13 protein-coding genes are annotated in these 16,011 nt (G+C 64.8%); 6 read left to right on the top strand and 7 right to left on the bottom strand.

The features are described 5' to 3' along the window. The coding region (locus FDY95_RS16780; protein WP_138079577.1) for a T9SS type A sorting domain-containing protein at positions 1-823 on the top strand (823 nt) is incomplete at its 5' end. 244 nt (positions 824-1,067) lie between these two features. Here FDY95_RS16780 and FDY95_RS16785 read toward each other — a convergent pair. Beyond that, entirely contained in the window at positions 1,068-2,480 is a 1,413-nt protein-coding gene (locus FDY95_RS16785; protein WP_171025723.1) for a PQQ-dependent sugar dehydrogenase, read from the bottom strand. 171 nt (positions 2,481-2,651) lie between these two features. On the opposite strand from FDY95_RS16785, the gene FDY95_RS16790 reads away from it, so the two are divergent. The 3 genes from FDY95_RS16790 (at position 2,652) to FDY95_RS16800 (ending at position 7,934) form a co-directional block, all read left to right on the top strand. Next, positions 2,652-4,292, top strand: a complete 1,641-nt coding sequence (locus tag FDY95_RS16790; RefSeq protein ID WP_246074059.1) for an amidase — start codon at positions 2,652-2,654, stop codon at positions 4,290-4,292. Positions 4,293-4,376: 84 nt separating this feature from the next. After that, entirely contained in the window at positions 4,377-5,021 is a 645-nt protein-coding gene (locus FDY95_RS16795; RefSeq protein WP_138079581.1) for an HD domain-containing protein, read from the top strand. A 426-nt stretch (positions 5,022-5,447) separates the two neighbouring features. Next, on the top strand, positions 5,448-7,934 hold the full coding sequence (locus tag FDY95_RS16800; protein WP_138079583.1) for a S9 family peptidase: 2,487 nt from the start codon (positions 5,448-5,450) through the stop codon (positions 7,932-7,934). Between the two features lie 21 nt (positions 7,935-7,955). On the opposite strand, the gene FDY95_RS16805 is transcribed toward FDY95_RS16800, so the two are convergent. Together FDY95_RS16805 and FDY95_RS16810 are read right to left on the bottom strand one after the other, a co-directional pair. Then, on the bottom strand, positions 7,956-9,350 hold the full coding sequence (locus tag FDY95_RS16805) for a hypothetical protein (protein WP_138079585.1): 1,395 nt from the start codon (positions 9,348-9,350) through the stop codon (positions 7,956-7,958). Between the two features lie 87 nt (positions 9,351-9,437). Continuing rightward, on the bottom strand, positions 9,438-10,268 hold the full coding sequence (locus tag FDY95_RS16810) for a phosphatase PAP2 family protein (protein ID WP_138079587.1): 831 nt from the start codon (positions 10,266-10,268) through the stop codon (positions 9,438-9,440). A gap of 247 nt (positions 10,269-10,515) precedes the next feature. Between FDY95_RS16810 and metK the strand changes: the two genes are divergently transcribed. After that, positions 10,516-11,781 carry a methionine adenosyltransferase gene (gene metK, locus FDY95_RS16815; protein ID WP_138079589.1) on the top strand — a complete coding sequence of 422 codons (1,266 nt, stop codon included), beginning with the start codon at positions 10,516-10,518 and terminating at the stop codon, positions 11,779-11,781. Between the two features lie 96 nt (positions 11,782-11,877). Here metK and hpf read toward each other — a convergent pair whose 3' ends face one another. The 4 genes from hpf to FDY95_RS16835 form a co-directional block, all read right to left on the bottom strand. Beyond that, positions 11,878-12,177 (bottom strand): ribosome hibernation-promoting factor, HPF/YfiA family, encoded by a 300-nt coding sequence (gene hpf, locus FDY95_RS16820; protein ID WP_111478126.1) that lies wholly within the window; start codon positions 12,175-12,177, stop codon positions 11,878-11,880. Between the two features lie 37 nt (positions 12,178-12,214). Then, positions 12,215-13,102 (bottom strand): tyrosine-type recombinase/integrase, encoded by an 888-nt coding sequence (locus FDY95_RS16825; RefSeq protein ID WP_138079591.1) that lies wholly within the window; start codon positions 13,100-13,102, stop codon positions 12,215-12,217. Positions 13,103-13,266: 164 nt separating this feature from the next. Then, on the bottom strand, positions 13,267-13,458 hold the full coding sequence (gene rpsU, locus FDY95_RS16830; RefSeq protein WP_138079593.1) for a 30S ribosomal protein S21: 192 nt from the start codon (positions 13,456-13,458) through the stop codon (positions 13,267-13,269). A 210-nt stretch (positions 13,459-13,668) separates the two neighbouring features. After that, positions 13,669-14,808 (bottom strand): acyl-CoA dehydrogenase, encoded by a 1,140-nt coding sequence (locus tag FDY95_RS16835; RefSeq protein ID WP_138079595.1) that lies wholly within the window; start codon positions 14,806-14,808, stop codon positions 13,669-13,671. Between the two features lie 340 nt (positions 14,809-15,148). On the opposite strand from FDY95_RS16835, the gene FDY95_RS16840 reads away from it, so the two are divergent. Then, positions 15,149-15,967 carry a polysaccharide biosynthesis/export family protein gene (locus tag FDY95_RS16840; protein WP_171025724.1) on the top strand — a complete coding sequence of 273 codons (819 nt, stop codon included), beginning with the start codon at positions 15,149-15,151 and terminating at the stop codon, positions 15,965-15,967. Positions 15,968-16,011: the final 44 nt, after the last annotated feature.

Raw genomic sequence — 16,011 nt, forward strand, 5'->3', positions numbered from 1 at the left:
GACGAACCTGTCGCCCAACACGGGCTACTGCTTCTACGTCACGCAGGTGTGCTCGGCCACGGCCAACCCCAGCCCGGCGACCGGGCCGGTGTGCTTCACCACCACCGGCGCGGCCGGCCTGGCCAACGACGAACCCTGCAACGCCACCACGATGACGGTGGGCAGCACGTCGGCTTACGCTTCGGTGTCGGCGACGACGGTGGGGGCGACGACGACCACGCCCAACGGCTACCTGAACCCGGACTGCACCACGGCCGCCAACCCGCGCGACGTGTGGTTCAGCTTTACCGCACCGGGCAGCTCGGTGTGGCTGGCCACGACCGGCTCGGCGGCGGGCAACGTGCGCGTGTTCAGCGCCAGCGCCTGCGCCGGCCCCTTCACGCAACTCACCTGCCAGGCGGCGGCCAACAGCACCCAGTCGGTGGCCCAGTTCCAGGTGACGGGCCTGACGGCGGGCCAGCGCTACTACGTGCTGGTGGCGGGCCTGACCTCGGGCGCGGCCCAAGGCGCCTTCACCATCGGCGCTTCGAGCGTGCAGATGGTGCTGGCGGCTCGCTCCTCGTTTAGCGGGGAGTTGAGCGTGTACCCCAACCCGGTGGCGGGCGGCGCCTTCACGCTCAAGCTGAGCGGGGCGGGCAACGCCGCCGCGGCCGAGGCGGAGCTGCTCGACGCGGTGGGCCAGGTGGTGCGCCGCCAGACCCTGGCCCTGCGGGGCGGGGCCGGCGAGCAGGCCATCAGCACCCGCGGCCTGGCCGCGGGCCTCTACTCGCTGCGCCTGCGCGTGGGCGCGGAGCTGGTCGTGCGCAAGCTGGCTATTCAATAGCCCGCCCCGCGCCTGCCCGCACACAAAAAGCGGTGGTCCTCTCCGGACCACCGCTTTTTTTTGCCCCTGCCACAGCCGACAAAAAGCCAAGCACTATGTGTCTAAGCTGCTGAAATGACTAGTGCTAGGTGGAGAGTAAGCAATAGAATCTTGGCACTTCAACAAGCTCAGCAGGACAACTTAGAAGGCAACAGCCAACCATTTTGAGTTACCGTTTACAGATCCAGATTGAAAACGGAAAATATCAGCGTATAACCAGCCGGGCAGTTTGGGCAGTGCCACGTTCGTCGGATATCGTTAGAAAATAAAGGCCGGGTAACCAGCCAGCAACGGATAGTGTTGCGTCGGTCTGATTCGCCACAACCTGGGTAGTCAACACGTGCTGACCCATGGTATTCGTGACGCTGACATGGAACAGACGGGTGGTTTCGCTGCCAATTCTGACCAGAACCTGATCCGTAGCAGGGTTCGGAAACAACGTAGCTTGTGGCGAAGGCAGTCGGGTAGCGGCAGGCGTATAAGCCCGGTTTTCGAGCACGAAGACTCGGTCGTCGGTGGCGGCGGGGGCGCCGCGGCCGTCGCGGTTGGAAGTGGTGAGGTACACCCGGCCCTGGGGCGACACGCAGATGGCGCGTAGGCGGCCGTAGGTGCCGGCCCACAGGTCGGCCGGCGTGCCGAGCTGGTCCCCGCTGGCGTTGAGCGGCAGGGTGGTCAGGGCGCCGTCTTTCAGGCTGACGAGCAGCAGGGTATTGGCCCACTGCGGAATGGCCGGGTGGTTGTAGTAGGTCAGGCCGGCCACGGCGCGGGTGGGCGTCCAGGCTCTGAGGGGCTCCCGCACGTTGTTGGCCTGGCAGAAGGTTTGTTCGGCCGGCAGATTACAGAAGCCTTCCACGGTGGGCCAACCGTAGTTGCGGCCCGCCTCAATCAGGTTCAGCTCGTCGTCGTTGTTGGGGCCGTGCTCGGAGCTGTAGATGCGGCCTGTGGCGGCCACCCGCACCAGGCCCTGCGGATTGCGGTGGCCCAGCGTGTACACCAGGCTGCCGGCGGTGGGGTTGCTGGCCGGCACGGTGCCATCGAGGTTCAGGCGCAGGATTTTGCCGTTCAGGGCCTGCGGATTCTGGGCCAGGCTGGTGTTGGAGGCGTCGCCGGTGGTCATGAGCAGGGTACCGTCGGGCAGCAGGAGCAGGCGGGAGCCGCTGTGGACGTTAGCCGCGGGCAAGTCGCCGAGCAGCACCAGCGGGGCCGTCAGGCCAGTGGCGGGCAGGTAGCGGTAGCGCACCAGCTTTTCCTTCAGCGTGCCGGCGTTGGTGTAGTTGTAGACCACGTACACGGCCAGCTCGCCGGGCAGGGCTACGGGCGAGGGCCACGGGCCTACGGCTATGCCCAGCAGGCCGCTTTCCCCGGTCTGGGTGACGTCGGCAAGGGTGAGCAGCGGCAGCAGCTGCCCGGTACCGGGGTCGAGGCGGCTGATGCGGCCGCCGCGCTCGGTCAGCCACAGAAAGTCGTCGGGGCCCCAGAGCAGCTCCCAGGGCGTGTTCAGCCCGCTGGTGAGCGTGCTCAGCGTCAGGGTCGTGGTGCCTACCTGGTAAGTGGTCGGTTGCGCGACGACTTGGCTCCCGGCCAATAACAGGAGCATCATTGCGGCGAAACGTTTCATAAGCAAGGGGTTAAGGTTGGAAGCACGGATCAGTGGGTGTACGGAGGCGGGCCGCAGTTGGGTGAGGCTCGCAGAATGCGGATATTTCCGCCCGCCACTCCGCGCTGCCGCGGCCGGGCGCTGAGCTAGCCTTATGGAGTCACTGTATTCGTACCTGCTTAGCGGCGCGGCGTGTTTTGCGCTGGGGGCCCTCACCATGCGGGCCGCCGACGCGCCCGCCCCCATCACCGTGCCCGGGCTGCGGGCGGCCAGGAGCTGCTGGGTCTGCGCTTCACCGACGCCCAACTCGACTCGGCCCGCCGCGACGTGGGCGAAAACCGCGACAGTTACGAAGCCCTGCGCAAGCTGCCGCTGCCCAACAGCGTGGCCCCGGTGCTCGTCTTCGACCCGGTGCCGCTGCGCCTGCGCAACACCTACGCCAAGCACCGCATCGACGACAAGCTGCCCCGCATCGGCAAGGTGACGCTGCCCGCCAACCGCGCCGACCTCGCTTTCTACTCGGTGCGCCAGCTCGGGGAGTTGCTTCGCACCCGGCAAATCAGCTCCGAGGAGCTAACGAACTTCTTCCTGGCCCGCCTGAAAAAGTACGACCCCAAGCTGCTGTGCGTCACCACGCTCACCGAGGAGCTGGCCCTGCGCCAGGCCCGGCAGGCCGACGCCGACATCAAAGCCGGGCGCTACCAGGGGCCGCTGCACGGCGTCCCGTTCGGCGTGAAGTACCTCTTCAGCACCAAGGGCTACCGCACCACCTGGGGCTCGGTGCCCTACAAGGAGCAGACCCTCGACGAGGACGCGGCCGTGGTGACGCGCCTGCGCGACGCCGGCGCGGTGCTGGTGGCTAAATTCACCCTTGGCGAGCTGGCCATGGGCGACGTGTGGTACGGCGGCATGACGCGCAGCCCCTGGGACCCGACCAAGGGCAGCAGCGGCTCGTCGGCGGGCTCGGCTTCGGCGGTGGCGGCGGGGCTGGTGCCCTTCGCCATCGGCACCGAAACGCTGGGCTCCATCGTCAGCCCGAGCACGGCCTGCGGCACCACCGGGCTGCGGCCCACCTTCGGGCGGGTGAGCCGGGCCGGGGCCATGGCCCTGAGCTGGTCGATGGACAAGGCCGGGCCCATTGCGCGCTCGGCCGAGGACTGCGCGCTGGTGTTCAAGGCGCTGGCCGGCCGCGACCCGCGCGACCCGGCCACGCTGCTGGCCCGCGCCGACGAATTCTACTACGGATTCAACACCGACCTGAAAAAACTGCGCGTAGGTTATGTGAAGGCCGATTTTGACCGTAACTACCCCAGCAAAGCTAACGACCAGGCCAGCCTGGAAGCCCTGCGCAAGCTGGGTGTGCAGCTGGTGGAGCTGGAACTACCCAAGCTGCCCGCTTCGGACATGACCTTCCTGCTCACCGCCGAGGGCGCCGCAGCGTTCGACGACCTCACCCGCTCGGGCCGCGACGCGCTGCTGGTGAAGCAGGACCGCAACGCCTGGCCCAGTCTGTTCCGAGCCTCGCGCTTCGTGCCGGCCGTGGAGTACTTGCAGGCGCAGCGGGCCCGGCGCCTGCTCATCGAGGAGCTGGACGCCCGCATCAAGGACCTCGACGCCTACGTGGCGCCCTCGTTCGGCGGGCCCAACCTGGTCATCACCAACCTCACCGGGCACCCGGCCGTGGTGCTGCCCAACGGCATGCGCCCGAACGGGCTGCCGAGCACCATCACCTTCACCGGGCAGCTCTACGAGGAAGCCAAGCTGCTGGCCCTGGCCAAGGCTTTTCAGGACGCCACCGATTTCGACGAAAAGCACCCGCCACTGAATTTTTAAGCCGTCAGGCCGTTCTATTAAGTATACCCGCTGACGCGGGGCCTGCCCGGGCCCCGCCGTCCGCCGCCTTATTCGTTTGATTGCATGACTTTGACTTTGGAAGCGCGCTGGCAACAACTGCTGGCGCCGCTCACGCCTGATACCGACCTGCGCCGCCGCGGCTACCAGCAGCTGCACGACGCCTACTCGCAGTCGGGCCGGCACTACCACGCGCTGCCGCACATTCGCCAGATGCTGGAAGCCCTCGACGGCCGCCTCGCTACCCTGCAGGATGCGCCGGTGGTGCAGCTGGCCGTGTGGTTTCACGACGCGGTATACAGCCCCTTGCGCACCGACAACGAAGCCCGCAGCGCCGAGCTGGCCCGGCAGTTTCTGGCCCAGACCTCGCTGTCGGCCGCGCGCCGGGAGCGGGTCACCTTCCTGATCGAGCGTACCAAGGACCACACCCAGCCCCAGCCCGCCGCCGACACCGACCTGCACCTGCTGCTCGACGTGGACCTGCAGGTGCTGGGCGCGCCGGAGGCCGACTACTGGCGCTACGCCCGGCAGGTGCGGCAGGAGTACGCGCTGGTGCCCGACATCCTGTACCGCCGCGGTCGGCAGGAGGTGCTGCAGAAGTTTCTGGCCCTGCCCCGCGTGTACCAGACGGCCGAGTTCCAGCGGCTGGAAGCATCGGCCCGCCGTAACCTGGGTGCCGAGCTGGCGGCCTGGCAGCAAAACCGCTTTTAATGCGGAATTGAGCGTTTGAACTTCTTGCATATTTCCGCAGATTTCCCGGACCTAGCTGCCCCTGACCTGCGCTAAATTGTTGCTGACGTGGTCTTAGGACGTACTGACATGCTATAAATCTGTGCTGACGTGGTCTTAGGACGTACTGACGTGCTCTAAATCTGTGCTGACGTGGCCTTAGGGCTTGCTGACCAGGTCTAAATCGTCGCTGACGTGCTCTAAGCGGGCGCTGACTAGTTCTAACTACGTGCTGACGTGGTCTTAATGGTTGCTGGCGGCTGCTTAGGCGGAGCTGACCAGGGGGAAATCTGTGCTGACTGGGGCTGAAGATGGGGTGGGCGGCGGCGCAACGTGGCGGGCGGTGGGTGTGTCGTTGCGGGCCGGGTGCGTTACCTTGTGTGCCGCCTCTCCTGCTCATTCCCGTTCATGCGTTTTTACTCCGCTTTCCGTCTGCTGCCGTGCCTGTTGCCGGTAGCCGCCCTGGCCCAGAACGCGGCCGCGCCCGCCGCGCTGGCCCCGCTCACCGTCGATAAAATCATGCGCGAGCCGGCGCAGTGGCTCGGCGGGCTGCCCTCCAGCCCGTATTGGAGCGAGGACGGCAAGCGTATCTACTTCCAGTGGAACCCCGAAGGTGCCCGCCGCGACTCGCTCTACGAAACCACGCCCGGCGGCGGCACCCCGCGCAAGGTGAGTCTCGCGGCCCAGCGCCAGCTGCCCGCCCCGCGCGGGGAGTACGACGAGGCCCACGCCCGTAAGGTGTACGCCCAGGACGGGGACATCTACCTGCTCGACCTGAAATCGGGCCGGATTCGGCGGGTGACCAACACGGCTGAGCGCGAAACCGAGCCGGCATTTGCCCTGCAGGACCGCGTGCTGAGCTACACCCGCGGCGGCAACCTCTTCACCTGGGACCCGGCCACCGGCGAAACCGTGCAGCGCACCGATTTTCGGCGCGGGCAGCCGCTGCCGGGGCCGTCAGCAGATAAATCGGAGAAGTACCTGCGGGCCCAGCAGCTGGCCTTGTTCCAGGTGCTGCGCGGGCGCGAGCAGGACCGCCTGGCCCGGGAGCGGCAGCAAAAGGCCCTGGCCCGGCTGCGGCCCAAGGCCATTTACCTGGGCACCCAGACCGTGGAGAACCTGCAGCTCGCGCCCGATGGCCGCTACGTGACCTACTCGCTGGTGCAGGCCCCGGCCGCCGACAAGCAGGCCATGGTGCCGAACTTCGTCACCGCTTCGGGCTTCACCGAGGAGCTGAACACGCGCAACAAGGTGGGCGCCCCGCAGACGGCCTACCAGCTGGGCATTTACGACATCGGCCGCGACACCACCTTCGTACTCGGCTACAAGGAGCTAAAGGGCCTCGACGAGCAGCCCGCCTACCGGCAGGAGTACGCCCTGAAGGCCAAAGCGCCCACGCCCGCCCCGGAGGCCAAGCCGGCCGCCGACGGCAAAACCGCCAAGGAAAAGCCCGCCAATGAGCTGCGCCGCGTGGTGCCCTACGGCCCCTACTGGAACCGCGCGGGCGACCGGGCTTTCCTGGTCATCCGCTCGGCCGACAACAAGGACCGGTGGATTGTCAGCCTTGATCCGACCACGCAGAAAATCGGCCTGCTCGACCGGCAGCGCGACGAGGCCTGGATCAACGGGCCCGGCATCGGTTATGAGGCCGGCAACGTGGGCTGGCTGCCCGATGGGCGGCGCATTTGGTTCCAGAGCGAGGAAACCGGCTACTCCCACCTCTACACGGTGGACGTGCTGAGCGGGCAGAAAAAGGCCCTCACGAGCGGCAACTTCGAGGTGCAGCAGGCGCAGCTCTCGAAGGACCGGAAAACCTGGTTTATCACCGCCAACAAAACCCACCCCGGCGAGCAGCACTTCTACCGCCTGCCGGTGGAGGGCGGCCAGCTCACGCAGATTACCTCGCGGCCCGGCGCCCACGAAGTGGTGGTGTCGCCCGACGAGAAGACCCTGCTGGTGCGCTACAGCTACGCCAACAAGCCCTGGGAGCTGTTCGTGCTCGACAACAAGCCCGGCGCCAAGTACCGGCAGCTCACCCACTCTACCACCAAGGAGTTTGAAAGCTACCCCTGGCGCGACCCGGAAGTGGTGACCTTCCAGGCCCAGGACGGGGCCACCGTCTACGCCCGCCTGTACCGCCCCGCCCAGCCCGACCCGAGCCGTCCGGCCGTCATCTTCGTGCACGGCGCGGGCTATTTGCAGAACGCGCACAAGTGGTGGAGTCAGTACTTCCGCGAGTACATGTTCCACAACCTGCTGGCCGACCGCGGCTATACCGTGCTCGACGTGGACTACCGCGGCTCGGCCGGCTACGGCCGCGCCTGGCGCACCGGCATCTACCGCTATATGGGCGGCAAGGACCTTTCGGACCAGGTCGACGGGGCGAAGCTGCTGGTGGACAAGTACGGCGTCGACCCGCAGCGCATCGGCATCTACGGCGGCTCGTACGGCGGCTTTATCACCTTGATGGCCATGTTCACCCAGCCCGACGCCTTCCGGGCCGGCGCCGCCCTGCGCAGCGTCACCGACTGGGCCCACTACAACCACGGCTACACCGACAACATCCTCAACGAGCCCTACAACGACTCCCTGGCTTACGCCCGCTCCTCGCCCATCAACTACGCCGACGGGCTGAAGGGTGCCCTGCTCATGTGCCACGGCATGGTCGATACCAACGTGCACTTCCAGGACATCGTGCGCCTCTCGCAGCGGCTCATCGAGCTGAAAAAGGAAAACTGGGAGCTGGCCGTGTACCCCGTGGAAGACCACGGCTTCGTGGAGCCCGCCTCCTGGACCGACGAGTACAAGCGCATCCTGAAGCTGTTCGAAACCAACCTGCGCGGGCAGAGCGCCGCACCAGCCAGCGGGGCCGCCACCGGAGCGGGCAGCCGCTGACCGGCCGCGCCGGCAGCCGGGTTATTTGCGCTGGTCGGTGTCGCGGTTGAGCTGGTAGCTGACCACCAGCGCGGCGCTGATGGTGCGGGCCGTGTAGTCGTAGCCGAGGCTGTAGACCCGACCGCCCTGGGACTGGTTATGCAGCGTGGCCACCACCAGCGGGTCGTGGTAATACTCTTTGCCGTAGATGCGGCCGGTGAGCAGGACCGTCAGCCGTTCGCGCCGGATGCCGACTTCTACGTACGGCATTTTGGTGCTGGCAAAACCCAACTGGAAGGGTTGTTCGGTGCGCACCGATACGCCCCCGGCGGCCGGGCGCGAGGTTGTCGCGCCGGAACCATAGCGCAACGTGGCACCTCGTGCCCAGTACTGCGAAATTTCGGCGCCCGCACCCGCAAGCAAGGTATAATGCGTGCCTACCGGCAACAGGCCGCGCAGGCCCACTTGCCACACGGTAGCGGTGGCCCGCCAGTCCAGCGTACCGCGCCACTGCGCGGAGCCGTCGGGCGCGGCAATGTCCACCTTGCGGCCAACCTGGTAAGCGTACAGCGCCGTGTGTACGGCCAGGCGGCGGCCACCGTCCAGCAAGTCGAAGTACAGGCCTGGCTGCGGGTGCAGGCGGCCGTCGAGCTGCTGCCCGTCCAGGGTCCGGGGTTCCACGCCCGCCGGGTCGGTGGCCCGCACGAGCATGGAGGTGTAGCGCATGCCCAGCAGTGGCCCCACTTGCAGCTTAACGCGGCTGGCTTTGGGCGCTTCCACCTCAATTCGCCGGCCTGGCTGTCGGGTGGCCGAGCACCGCTCATTGTAGGCCTGCACCACCCCGATGATGTCCGGGGCTACGAATTTGGCCTGGCGGGCGGCCGTTAGGGCGGGGGTACAGTCGCCGAAATACAACCCCAGCTGGCCCTGGTAGTTGTTGCCGTCCCTGATCCGGACGTTGGGGACGTTGTTGTCGAGGTAGCGGCGCTCGGTCATCTCCAGCCAGGGGCGCTGTTCGCGCCGCACGAAGAAGTGCTGCACCTGGCCCCACACCACGCTCAGCAGCGTAGCTGGACCTTCCACCAGCACGTCGGCCAGCACCGAGTCGGGCTGCTGACGGATGATGAGGCCGTAGCCCAGCTGGCTGGCGTGCTTGACGGCCGAGTAGTCGATGGGCAGCAACTCACGCCGCAGCAGGCGCCCCGAGGTCAGCTGCACGGCCCGCAGCTGCGCCGCCCGGTACGAGGCCACCGCGGCCGTGGCCGCAGGGCGGAAGCGCACCGTTTTGGGCGGGTCGGTCCAGAAAGCGTTTTCCACTTCGCCGCGCAGAGTGTCGCCGCGGCTTAGTACTAAGTAGCCCGGCTCAAACACCTGGGCTCCGCACCACCGGCCCAAGGGACCGAGCAGCACCAACAACAGCAATACGCGGGAAATCAAACCTGGCATAAACAACGGCAGTAGCTAAATCAAAGCGCCAAAAATAGCAACTTGAACCGCTACTGCCGCAACGCCGGTCCGGGTGGGCTAGAGCTGCTTGCTCAGCAAGAATCCGCTGTACGCGTAGCCGTTCATGTTCACGCCCTGCAGCGGCACGAAGGACATGCGGCCGCCTTTGGCCTTGTGCAGCTGCGGCACCAAGATGCCCGATAGCGCCCCCACGGAATAGCCCACGATGTTGTCGGAGAGGAAGTGCTTGCCCGCCTGCATGCGGTTGTAGGCCACGGCGGCCGGCACCAGGGCCGCGGCCGTCCATACGTAGGGCTGGGCCGGCGAGTCGGGGTTGAAGTCGTGGAAGACCTTGGCGGCGAAGAACGTAGCCGCCGCCGTGTGCCCGGTATGCCCGGCGAAAAACGAGTTGGTGGCAATCTTGCTGCCGCGCTTGTTGGCCGGCCCCTTGTCGCCGTACACGAAGGGCCGGTAGCGGTACACGTTGCCCGCCGACAGCGTGAAGGCCGCATCGGACAAAGCCAGCGTCTGCACGTACAGCCCGAGCACCTGCCCGTAGCGGCCGCGTACGTTGTCGTTCAAGGCCAGCAGGCCCGGCGCGATGAGCAGGGTCGGGTAGCACAGCAGGTCACTGGCCAGCTGGGCGTTGTCGCTGTACTTGCCCGCCACCCACCGGTCGAACTTGGGAATGTCGTTTTTATCGAGAGCGGCCAGCTGGGCTTCGCTCAGGCCGTGCTTCTGCTGAATCAGGTAGAGCCCGGTGCCGGCCCCGGCGCCCAGGACGGCAGTAATGGGAAAGTCGACGGCAAAGCGGGTGCGGTAGGGCGAAGGCGCCTGCTGGGCCTGGGCGGCGGGCGCCAGCGTGGTCAGCAGCGTACCGGCAAAAAGGAGGGCGGAGGAGTGGTTCATGGCAAAATCCTAAGGCTCCTACAACGGCAGAGCTTGCGCGCGGGTTGGCGCGGGCCGGGCGGCGGATACGGCGACGCCGGAAAAGCTGAAAAATTACCGGGCATATAGCGGCGGAAAACCCACGGCAACCCGCCGGCGGCACAGACAACTGATAAGTAAAATCGTAGCTTTGTGCCCTACCTGTCACCGCTCTGCCGGGGCGTTTGGCGGGTACTGGTTTTCCGTAAACCGGCCCTAATTCAGCGCAATGCCCTATCTGTTTACTTCCGAATCGGTTTCGGAAGGCCACCCCGACAAAGTCGCCGACCAGATTTCCGACGCCATCCTCGACGAGTACCTGCGTCAGGACCCCACCGCGAAGGTTGCCTGTGAAACCCTGGTAACCACCGACTTCGCCATGGTCGCCGGTGAAATCAAATCCACGGCTCACGTCGAGCCCGAGCCCATCATCCGCGAGGTCATCCGCCGCATCGGCTACAACAAGCCCGAGTACCTCTTCAACGCCGACACCTGCGAAGTGATGAACCGCCTGCACGAGCAGTCGGCCGACATCAACCAGGGCGTGGAGCGCGCCAAGCCCGAGGAGCAGGGCGCCGGCGACCAGGGCATGATGTTCGGTTACGCCACCCGCGAAACCGAAAACTACATGCCCCTGGCCCTCGACCTCTCGCACCGCCTGCTGCGCGAGCTGGCCGCTATCCGCCGCGAAGGCAAGGAAATGACCTACCTGCGCCCCGACGCGAAAAGCCAGGTCACCATCCGCTACAGCGACGACCACCGCCCCGAAGCCATCGAAACCATCGTCGTCAGCACCCAGCACGACGACTTCGATGAGAACGAGCAGGTGATGCTCAAGCAAATCGAGCAGGACGTGAAGAGCATCCTGATTCCGCGCGTGAAAGCCCAGCTCAGCCAGGAGGTGCAGCAGCTCTTCACCGACGACATCAAGTACCACATCAACCCCACCGGCAAGTTTGTCATCGGCGGGCCCCACGGCGACTCCGGCCTCACCGGCCGCAAAATCATCGTGGATACCTACGGTGGCAAGGGCGCCCACGGCGGCGGCGCCTTCTCGGGCAAGGACTCCTCGAAAGTTGACCGCTCGGCCGCTTACGCCGCCCGCCACATTGCCAAAAACCTGGTAGCCGCCGGCGTGGCCGATCAGGCGCTGGTGCAGGTGGCCTACGCCATCGGCGTGGCCGAGCCCGTGGGCTTGTTCGTGACGACCTACGGCACCACCCACGTGAGCAACGGCAACGGCCAGAAGCTCACCGACGGCCAGATTGCCGAGAAAGTGCAGGGCCTGTTCGACCTGCGCCCCTACGCCATCGTGAAGCGCCTGGGCCTGCAGAATCCCATCTTCGCCGAATCGGCCGCTTACGGCCACATGGGCCGCCAGCCCGGCACAAAGGAAGTGAAAGCCGCCGACGGCTCGACCCGCACCGTCGAAACCTTCACCTGGGAAAAGCTCGACTACGTCGACCAGATCAAAAAGGCGTTCGGCCTGAACTAACAGGTAGCGCGAACTGAAATTTCGCGCTACAACGCCAAACGGCGCCCGTTCCAGCTGGAACGGGCGCCGTTTGCGTTACGGGGAAGTCAGCGGGCCTCAGTGTGCTACCTGCTTTTCCTTGTGGCGGATGATTTGCTTTTTGAGCTGGTCGGCGGCCGCGTCGGCGGCGGCTTCGAAACTGGCGGCGTCTTCCTGGCTGAAGAGGGTGGTACCCGGGACGAAGAGTTTGATTTCTACGGTTTTATTGTCAACGCCGTCGTTGTTGTTCAGGCGCATGATTACTTCGCCTTCCGTCACGCGGTCGTAAAACGTTTCCAATTTATCGAGGCGCTTCTGGATGAAGTCGAGCAACTTTTGATCGGCGGTGAAGTGCACCGATTGCATCTGTACTTTCATCGGTCGTAGGGGTTTGGGAGTAAGACAAAAATGGAACCTAGGCCTTTGGGTGGGCCTTTTCAAACACTGCTTTCAGTTTGTCGATGCTCAGGTGGGTGTACACCTGCGTAGCCGCCAGATTCGCGTGGCCCAGCAGCTCCTTGATGGCATTCAGGTCGGCGCCCTTGCCCAGCAAATGCGTGGCGAAGGAGTGGCGCAGCACGTGGGGGTGCTGCTGCCCGGGCGCCGAGGTAATCTGCCCGAGGTAATGCTTGACGGTGCGGTACACCAGCTGCGGATAAAGCGGCTTACCCTTATCCGTAACGAGCAGGGGCGCCGCGGCGTTGTCGGGCGCGCCGAACTCCTTGGCTTTCCGCTGCATATAATTGTCGAGCACCCCGATCAGCGAGGGGTTCAGCGGCACGATGCGCTGCTTGTTGCCCTTGCCCGTCACGCGCACGGTGCGCCCGGGCAGGCTCACGTCCTGGTGCCCGATGCCGATAAGCTCCGAGAGGCGGATGCCGGTGCCGTAGAGCATTTCCAGCATCAGCTGGTCGCGCCCGCCCGCGAAGTCTGGCGTGAATTCAAACGAGTCGAGCAAATGATTCAGCGGCTCCTCGGGCACGAAGTCGGGCAGTTTCTTGCTGGTCTTGGGCGCGGTGATGCGCAGCATGGGGTTGCGCGCTACCTGGCCGGTGTGCAGCAGAAACTTGTAGTAGGAGCGCAGGCAGGCAATCTTGCGGTTCACGGTGCGCGGGTCGCGCTGTTGCTCCATCAGGGTCACAATCCACGAGCGGATGAGCGTGTGGTCGGCCTCGGTCGGGTTGATTAGCTCATAGGTGGCCAGCAGGTAGTCGCCGAACTGCCGCAGGTCGGTTTCATACGAGAGGATGGTATGCGGGGAGTAGCGGCGCTCGAAGCGCAGGTAGTCGATGAAAGCTTCCATGCAAGGGAAGCCGCGGTGGCGGCGGGTGGATAGCCAATGTAGGAAACCCCGCCGATATTCAAAACATAAAAAAACGACCAGCCAGCCCACACGAAATGGGCTGGCTGGTCGTGAAGCTGATAGCGGGCTGAGCCTAAGCCCGCTCGCCTATCGGCGCGGCAGAACTAGTCCTGCTGGCCGTACATCGTCTGCTTGTAGGCAGCCTTGATCTTCTGCTTGCGCTTCGTAATCGAAGGCTTTTGGAAGAACGTGCGGCGGCGCAGCTCTTTCAGGACGCCCGTGCGCTCGAATTTCTTTTTGAAACGTTTCAGCGCGCGGTCAACCGACTCGTTCTCCTTGATTTGGACGATGAGCATAAAAAAGAAAGCGTGAGTTTCTGAGTTTTGAGGGCCGCAAAGATAGCCAGAGATTTTGACGAATGCACGGCTTGCGCCGTTTTTTTCGCTGCAACCACTTGGCAACCTGCCCAAAATGGCATCCGCGGCCGGGTGGCCGAACGATGATTACGGCCTTGCGACGGCGGCTGAAGCGGCCAATGCGGCCGAATCAGCCGCCGCCTGGGCACGTTATTTCAGGATGGTGCGGGCAATAACCAGCTTCTGAATCTCCGAGGTGCCCTCACCAATGGTGCACAACTTGGAGTCGCGGTAGAAGCGCTCGGCCGGGTAATCCTTGGTGTAGCCGTAGCCGCCGAAGATCTGCACGCCCTCGTTGGCCACGCGCACGCACACTTCCGAGGCGTAGAGCTTGGCCATGGCCGACTCGCGGTTCACGTTCAGGCCCTGGTCCTTCATATCGGCGGCGCGGTAGGTCAGCAGCGAGGCGGCTTCGATTTCGGTGGCCATATCGGCCAGCTTGAAGCTGATGCCCTGGAAGTTGCTGATGGGCTGGTTGAACTGGTGCCGCTCCTTGGAGTACTGCAGCGCGGCCTCAAAAGCGCCCTGAGCAATGCCCAGCGACAGCGCCGCGATGCTGATGCGGCCGCCGTCGAGCACCTTCAGCGCCTGCACGAACCCGTCGCCGACCTGGCCGATGACGTTTTCCTTGGGCACGCGGCAGTCGGTGAAAATCAGCTCGGTGGTTTCGGAGGCGCGCATGCCCAGCTTGTCTTCCTTGCGGCCGGCCTCGAAGCCCGGCGTGCCGCGCTCGATAATAAAGGCCGTCATGGCGCGGGAGTCGCCGACTTCGCCGGTGCGGGCAATGACCACGGCCACGTTGCCCGACTTGCCGTGGGTGATGAAGTTCTTGGCGCCGTTGAGCACGTAATGGTCGCCGTCGAGCACGGCGGTGGTGCGCATATTGCCCGCGTCGGAGCCGGTGTTGGGCTCAGTCAGGCCCCAGGCGCCGATCCACTCACCCGAAGCCAGCTTGGGCAGGTATTTCCGCTTTTGCTCTTCGGAAGCGTGCTGCAGGATGTGGCCGGTGCACAGCGAGTTATGCGCCGCCATCGAGAGACCGATGCTCGGGTCAATCTTCGACAGCTCGGCAATGGCCGTCACGTATTCCACGTAGCCAAACCCGGCGCCGCCGTATTCGGCGGGCACCAGCACGCCCATCAGGCCCAGCTCGCCCAGCTTGTGAAACACCGCCGCCGGAAATTCCTGGGTGTCATCCCATTCCCGCATGTGGGGCTTGATGTGGGCGGCACCGAAGTCGCGCACCATCTGGGCAATCATCGTCTGATTTTCAGTAGCTACCAGTTCCATGGCAGTAAAAGGGGTTGGTGGGAATGATGGGAAGAGCAGAACGAGAAAAACAAACGCTCGTTTGGGTTCGGCTAAGGTACGGATTTTGGCGGCTGCCCGGCACTGCCCGACCAGACCCAATTTTGAAAGCGCCCACGGATTGAGTTACTTTGAAGGTTTTTTAAGCGTTCTGACCTTGCCGAGCCGTACACCGTTGCGGTCCGTTTCTCCTTTCTTTCGGCTTATTCTAGCCTGCATGCACCCATCCGCTTCCCGTTGCCTGCGTCAGCTCTGGCTCCCGTGCCTACTCCTCGTTTTGGGCTTTTCCTCCTGCACCAATCGGGTTTACAACCAGCGGGTTATGTTTCGAACCGGCGAGGATGGGCAAATGGATACCACCAAGGTGCGCCGGGCCGTAAACCGGGCGAACCGGAACTATACCATTCAGAACAATGATTTACTGGCCGTGCGGGTGTATACCAATAACGGTGAGCGAATTATCGATCCGAACGGGGAGCTGCGCTTCGGCAGCCCGGCCGGGTTGCTCTCCACCGGCGCCAACGGCAGCCGGACGCTGAGCACCGTGGGCGGGCAGAGCAGCGGTACGGGCTCCGCGTCCTCGTCGGCCGGCGAATCGGAGTTTCTGGTGCAGACCGATGGCTACGTGAAGCTGCCGCTGGTGAACCGGGTGCGGGTGAAGGGGCTGACGCTGCTGCAGGCCGACAGCCTGTTGCAGGTACGCTACAGCGAATTTTATAAGGGCGTATTCGTGGCCACGCGGGTGACCAACAACCGCGTGGTGGTGCTGGGCTCGCCCGGCGGCAAAATCGTGCCGCTCGTCAACGACAACATGAACCTGCTGGAGGTGCTGGCCGCTGCCGGTGGCGTCGACGGGTCGGCGAGCGGTGCCGGCTCCCTGTACCGCTCGGGCGGCAAGGTGTCCAACATCCGTATTATTCGGGGTGACCTGAAAAACCCGCAGGTGGAGCAGGTCGACCTAACCACCATTGCCGGGATGCGCCGCGCCAACCTGCAGATGGAACCCAACGACATCGTATACATCGAACCGGTGCGGCGGCCCTTCTACGACGCACTTAATGACGCGGCCCCGGTGCTGGGCCTAGCAGGCCTGGTGCTCAACGCCAGCGCCATTCTCATTACCATCTTCCGCTTCAACTAGAACTGAACCGCGCGGAAGCATTCCTCTCTTGCATCGCATACCTG

The organism is Hymenobacter jeollabukensis (assembly GCF_005771675.1).
In the GTDB taxonomy this organism is placed as follows: domain Bacteria; phylum Bacteroidota; class Bacteroidia; order Cytophagales; family Hymenobacteraceae; genus Solirubrum; species Solirubrum jeollabukense.

Bases quoted from the DNA above. Each gene is read 5' to 3' on its own strand.
- metK (WP_138079589.1), top strand. From the start codon at position 10,516: ATGCCCTATCTGTTTACTTCCGAATCGGTTTCGGAAGGCCACCCCGAC.
- FDY95_RS16840 (WP_171025724.1), top strand. From the start codon at position 15,149: ATGTTTCGAACCGGCGAGGATGGGCAAATGGATACCACCAAGGTGCGC.
- FDY95_RS16800 (WP_138079583.1), top strand. From the start codon at position 5,448: ATGCGTTTTTACTCCGCTTTCCGTCTGCTGCCGTGCCTGTTGCCGGTA.
- hpf (WP_111478126.1), bottom strand. From the start codon at position 12,177: ATGAAAGTACAGATGCAATCGGTGCACTTCACCGCCGATCAAAAGTTG.
- FDY95_RS16825 (WP_138079591.1), bottom strand. From the start codon at position 13,102: ATGGAAGCTTTCATCGACTACCTGCGCTTCGAGCGCCGCTACTCCCCG.
- FDY95_RS16795 (WP_138079581.1), top strand. From the start codon at position 4,377: ATGACTTTGACTTTGGAAGCGCGCTGGCAACAACTGCTGGCGCCGCTC.
- FDY95_RS16835 (WP_138079595.1), bottom strand. From the start codon at position 14,808: ATGGAACTGGTAGCTACTGAAAATCAGACGATGATTGCCCAGATGGTG.
- FDY95_RS16810 (WP_138079587.1), bottom strand. From the start codon at position 10,268: ATGAACCACTCCTCCGCCCTCCTTTTTGCCGGTACGCTGCTGACCACG.
- FDY95_RS16785 (WP_171025723.1), bottom strand. From the start codon at position 2,480: ATGAAACGTTTCGCCGCAATGATGCTCCTGTTATTGGCCGGGAGCCAA.
- rpsU (WP_138079593.1), bottom strand. From the start codon at position 13,458: ATGCTCATCGTCCAAATCAAGGAGAACGAGTCGGTTGACCGCGCGCTG.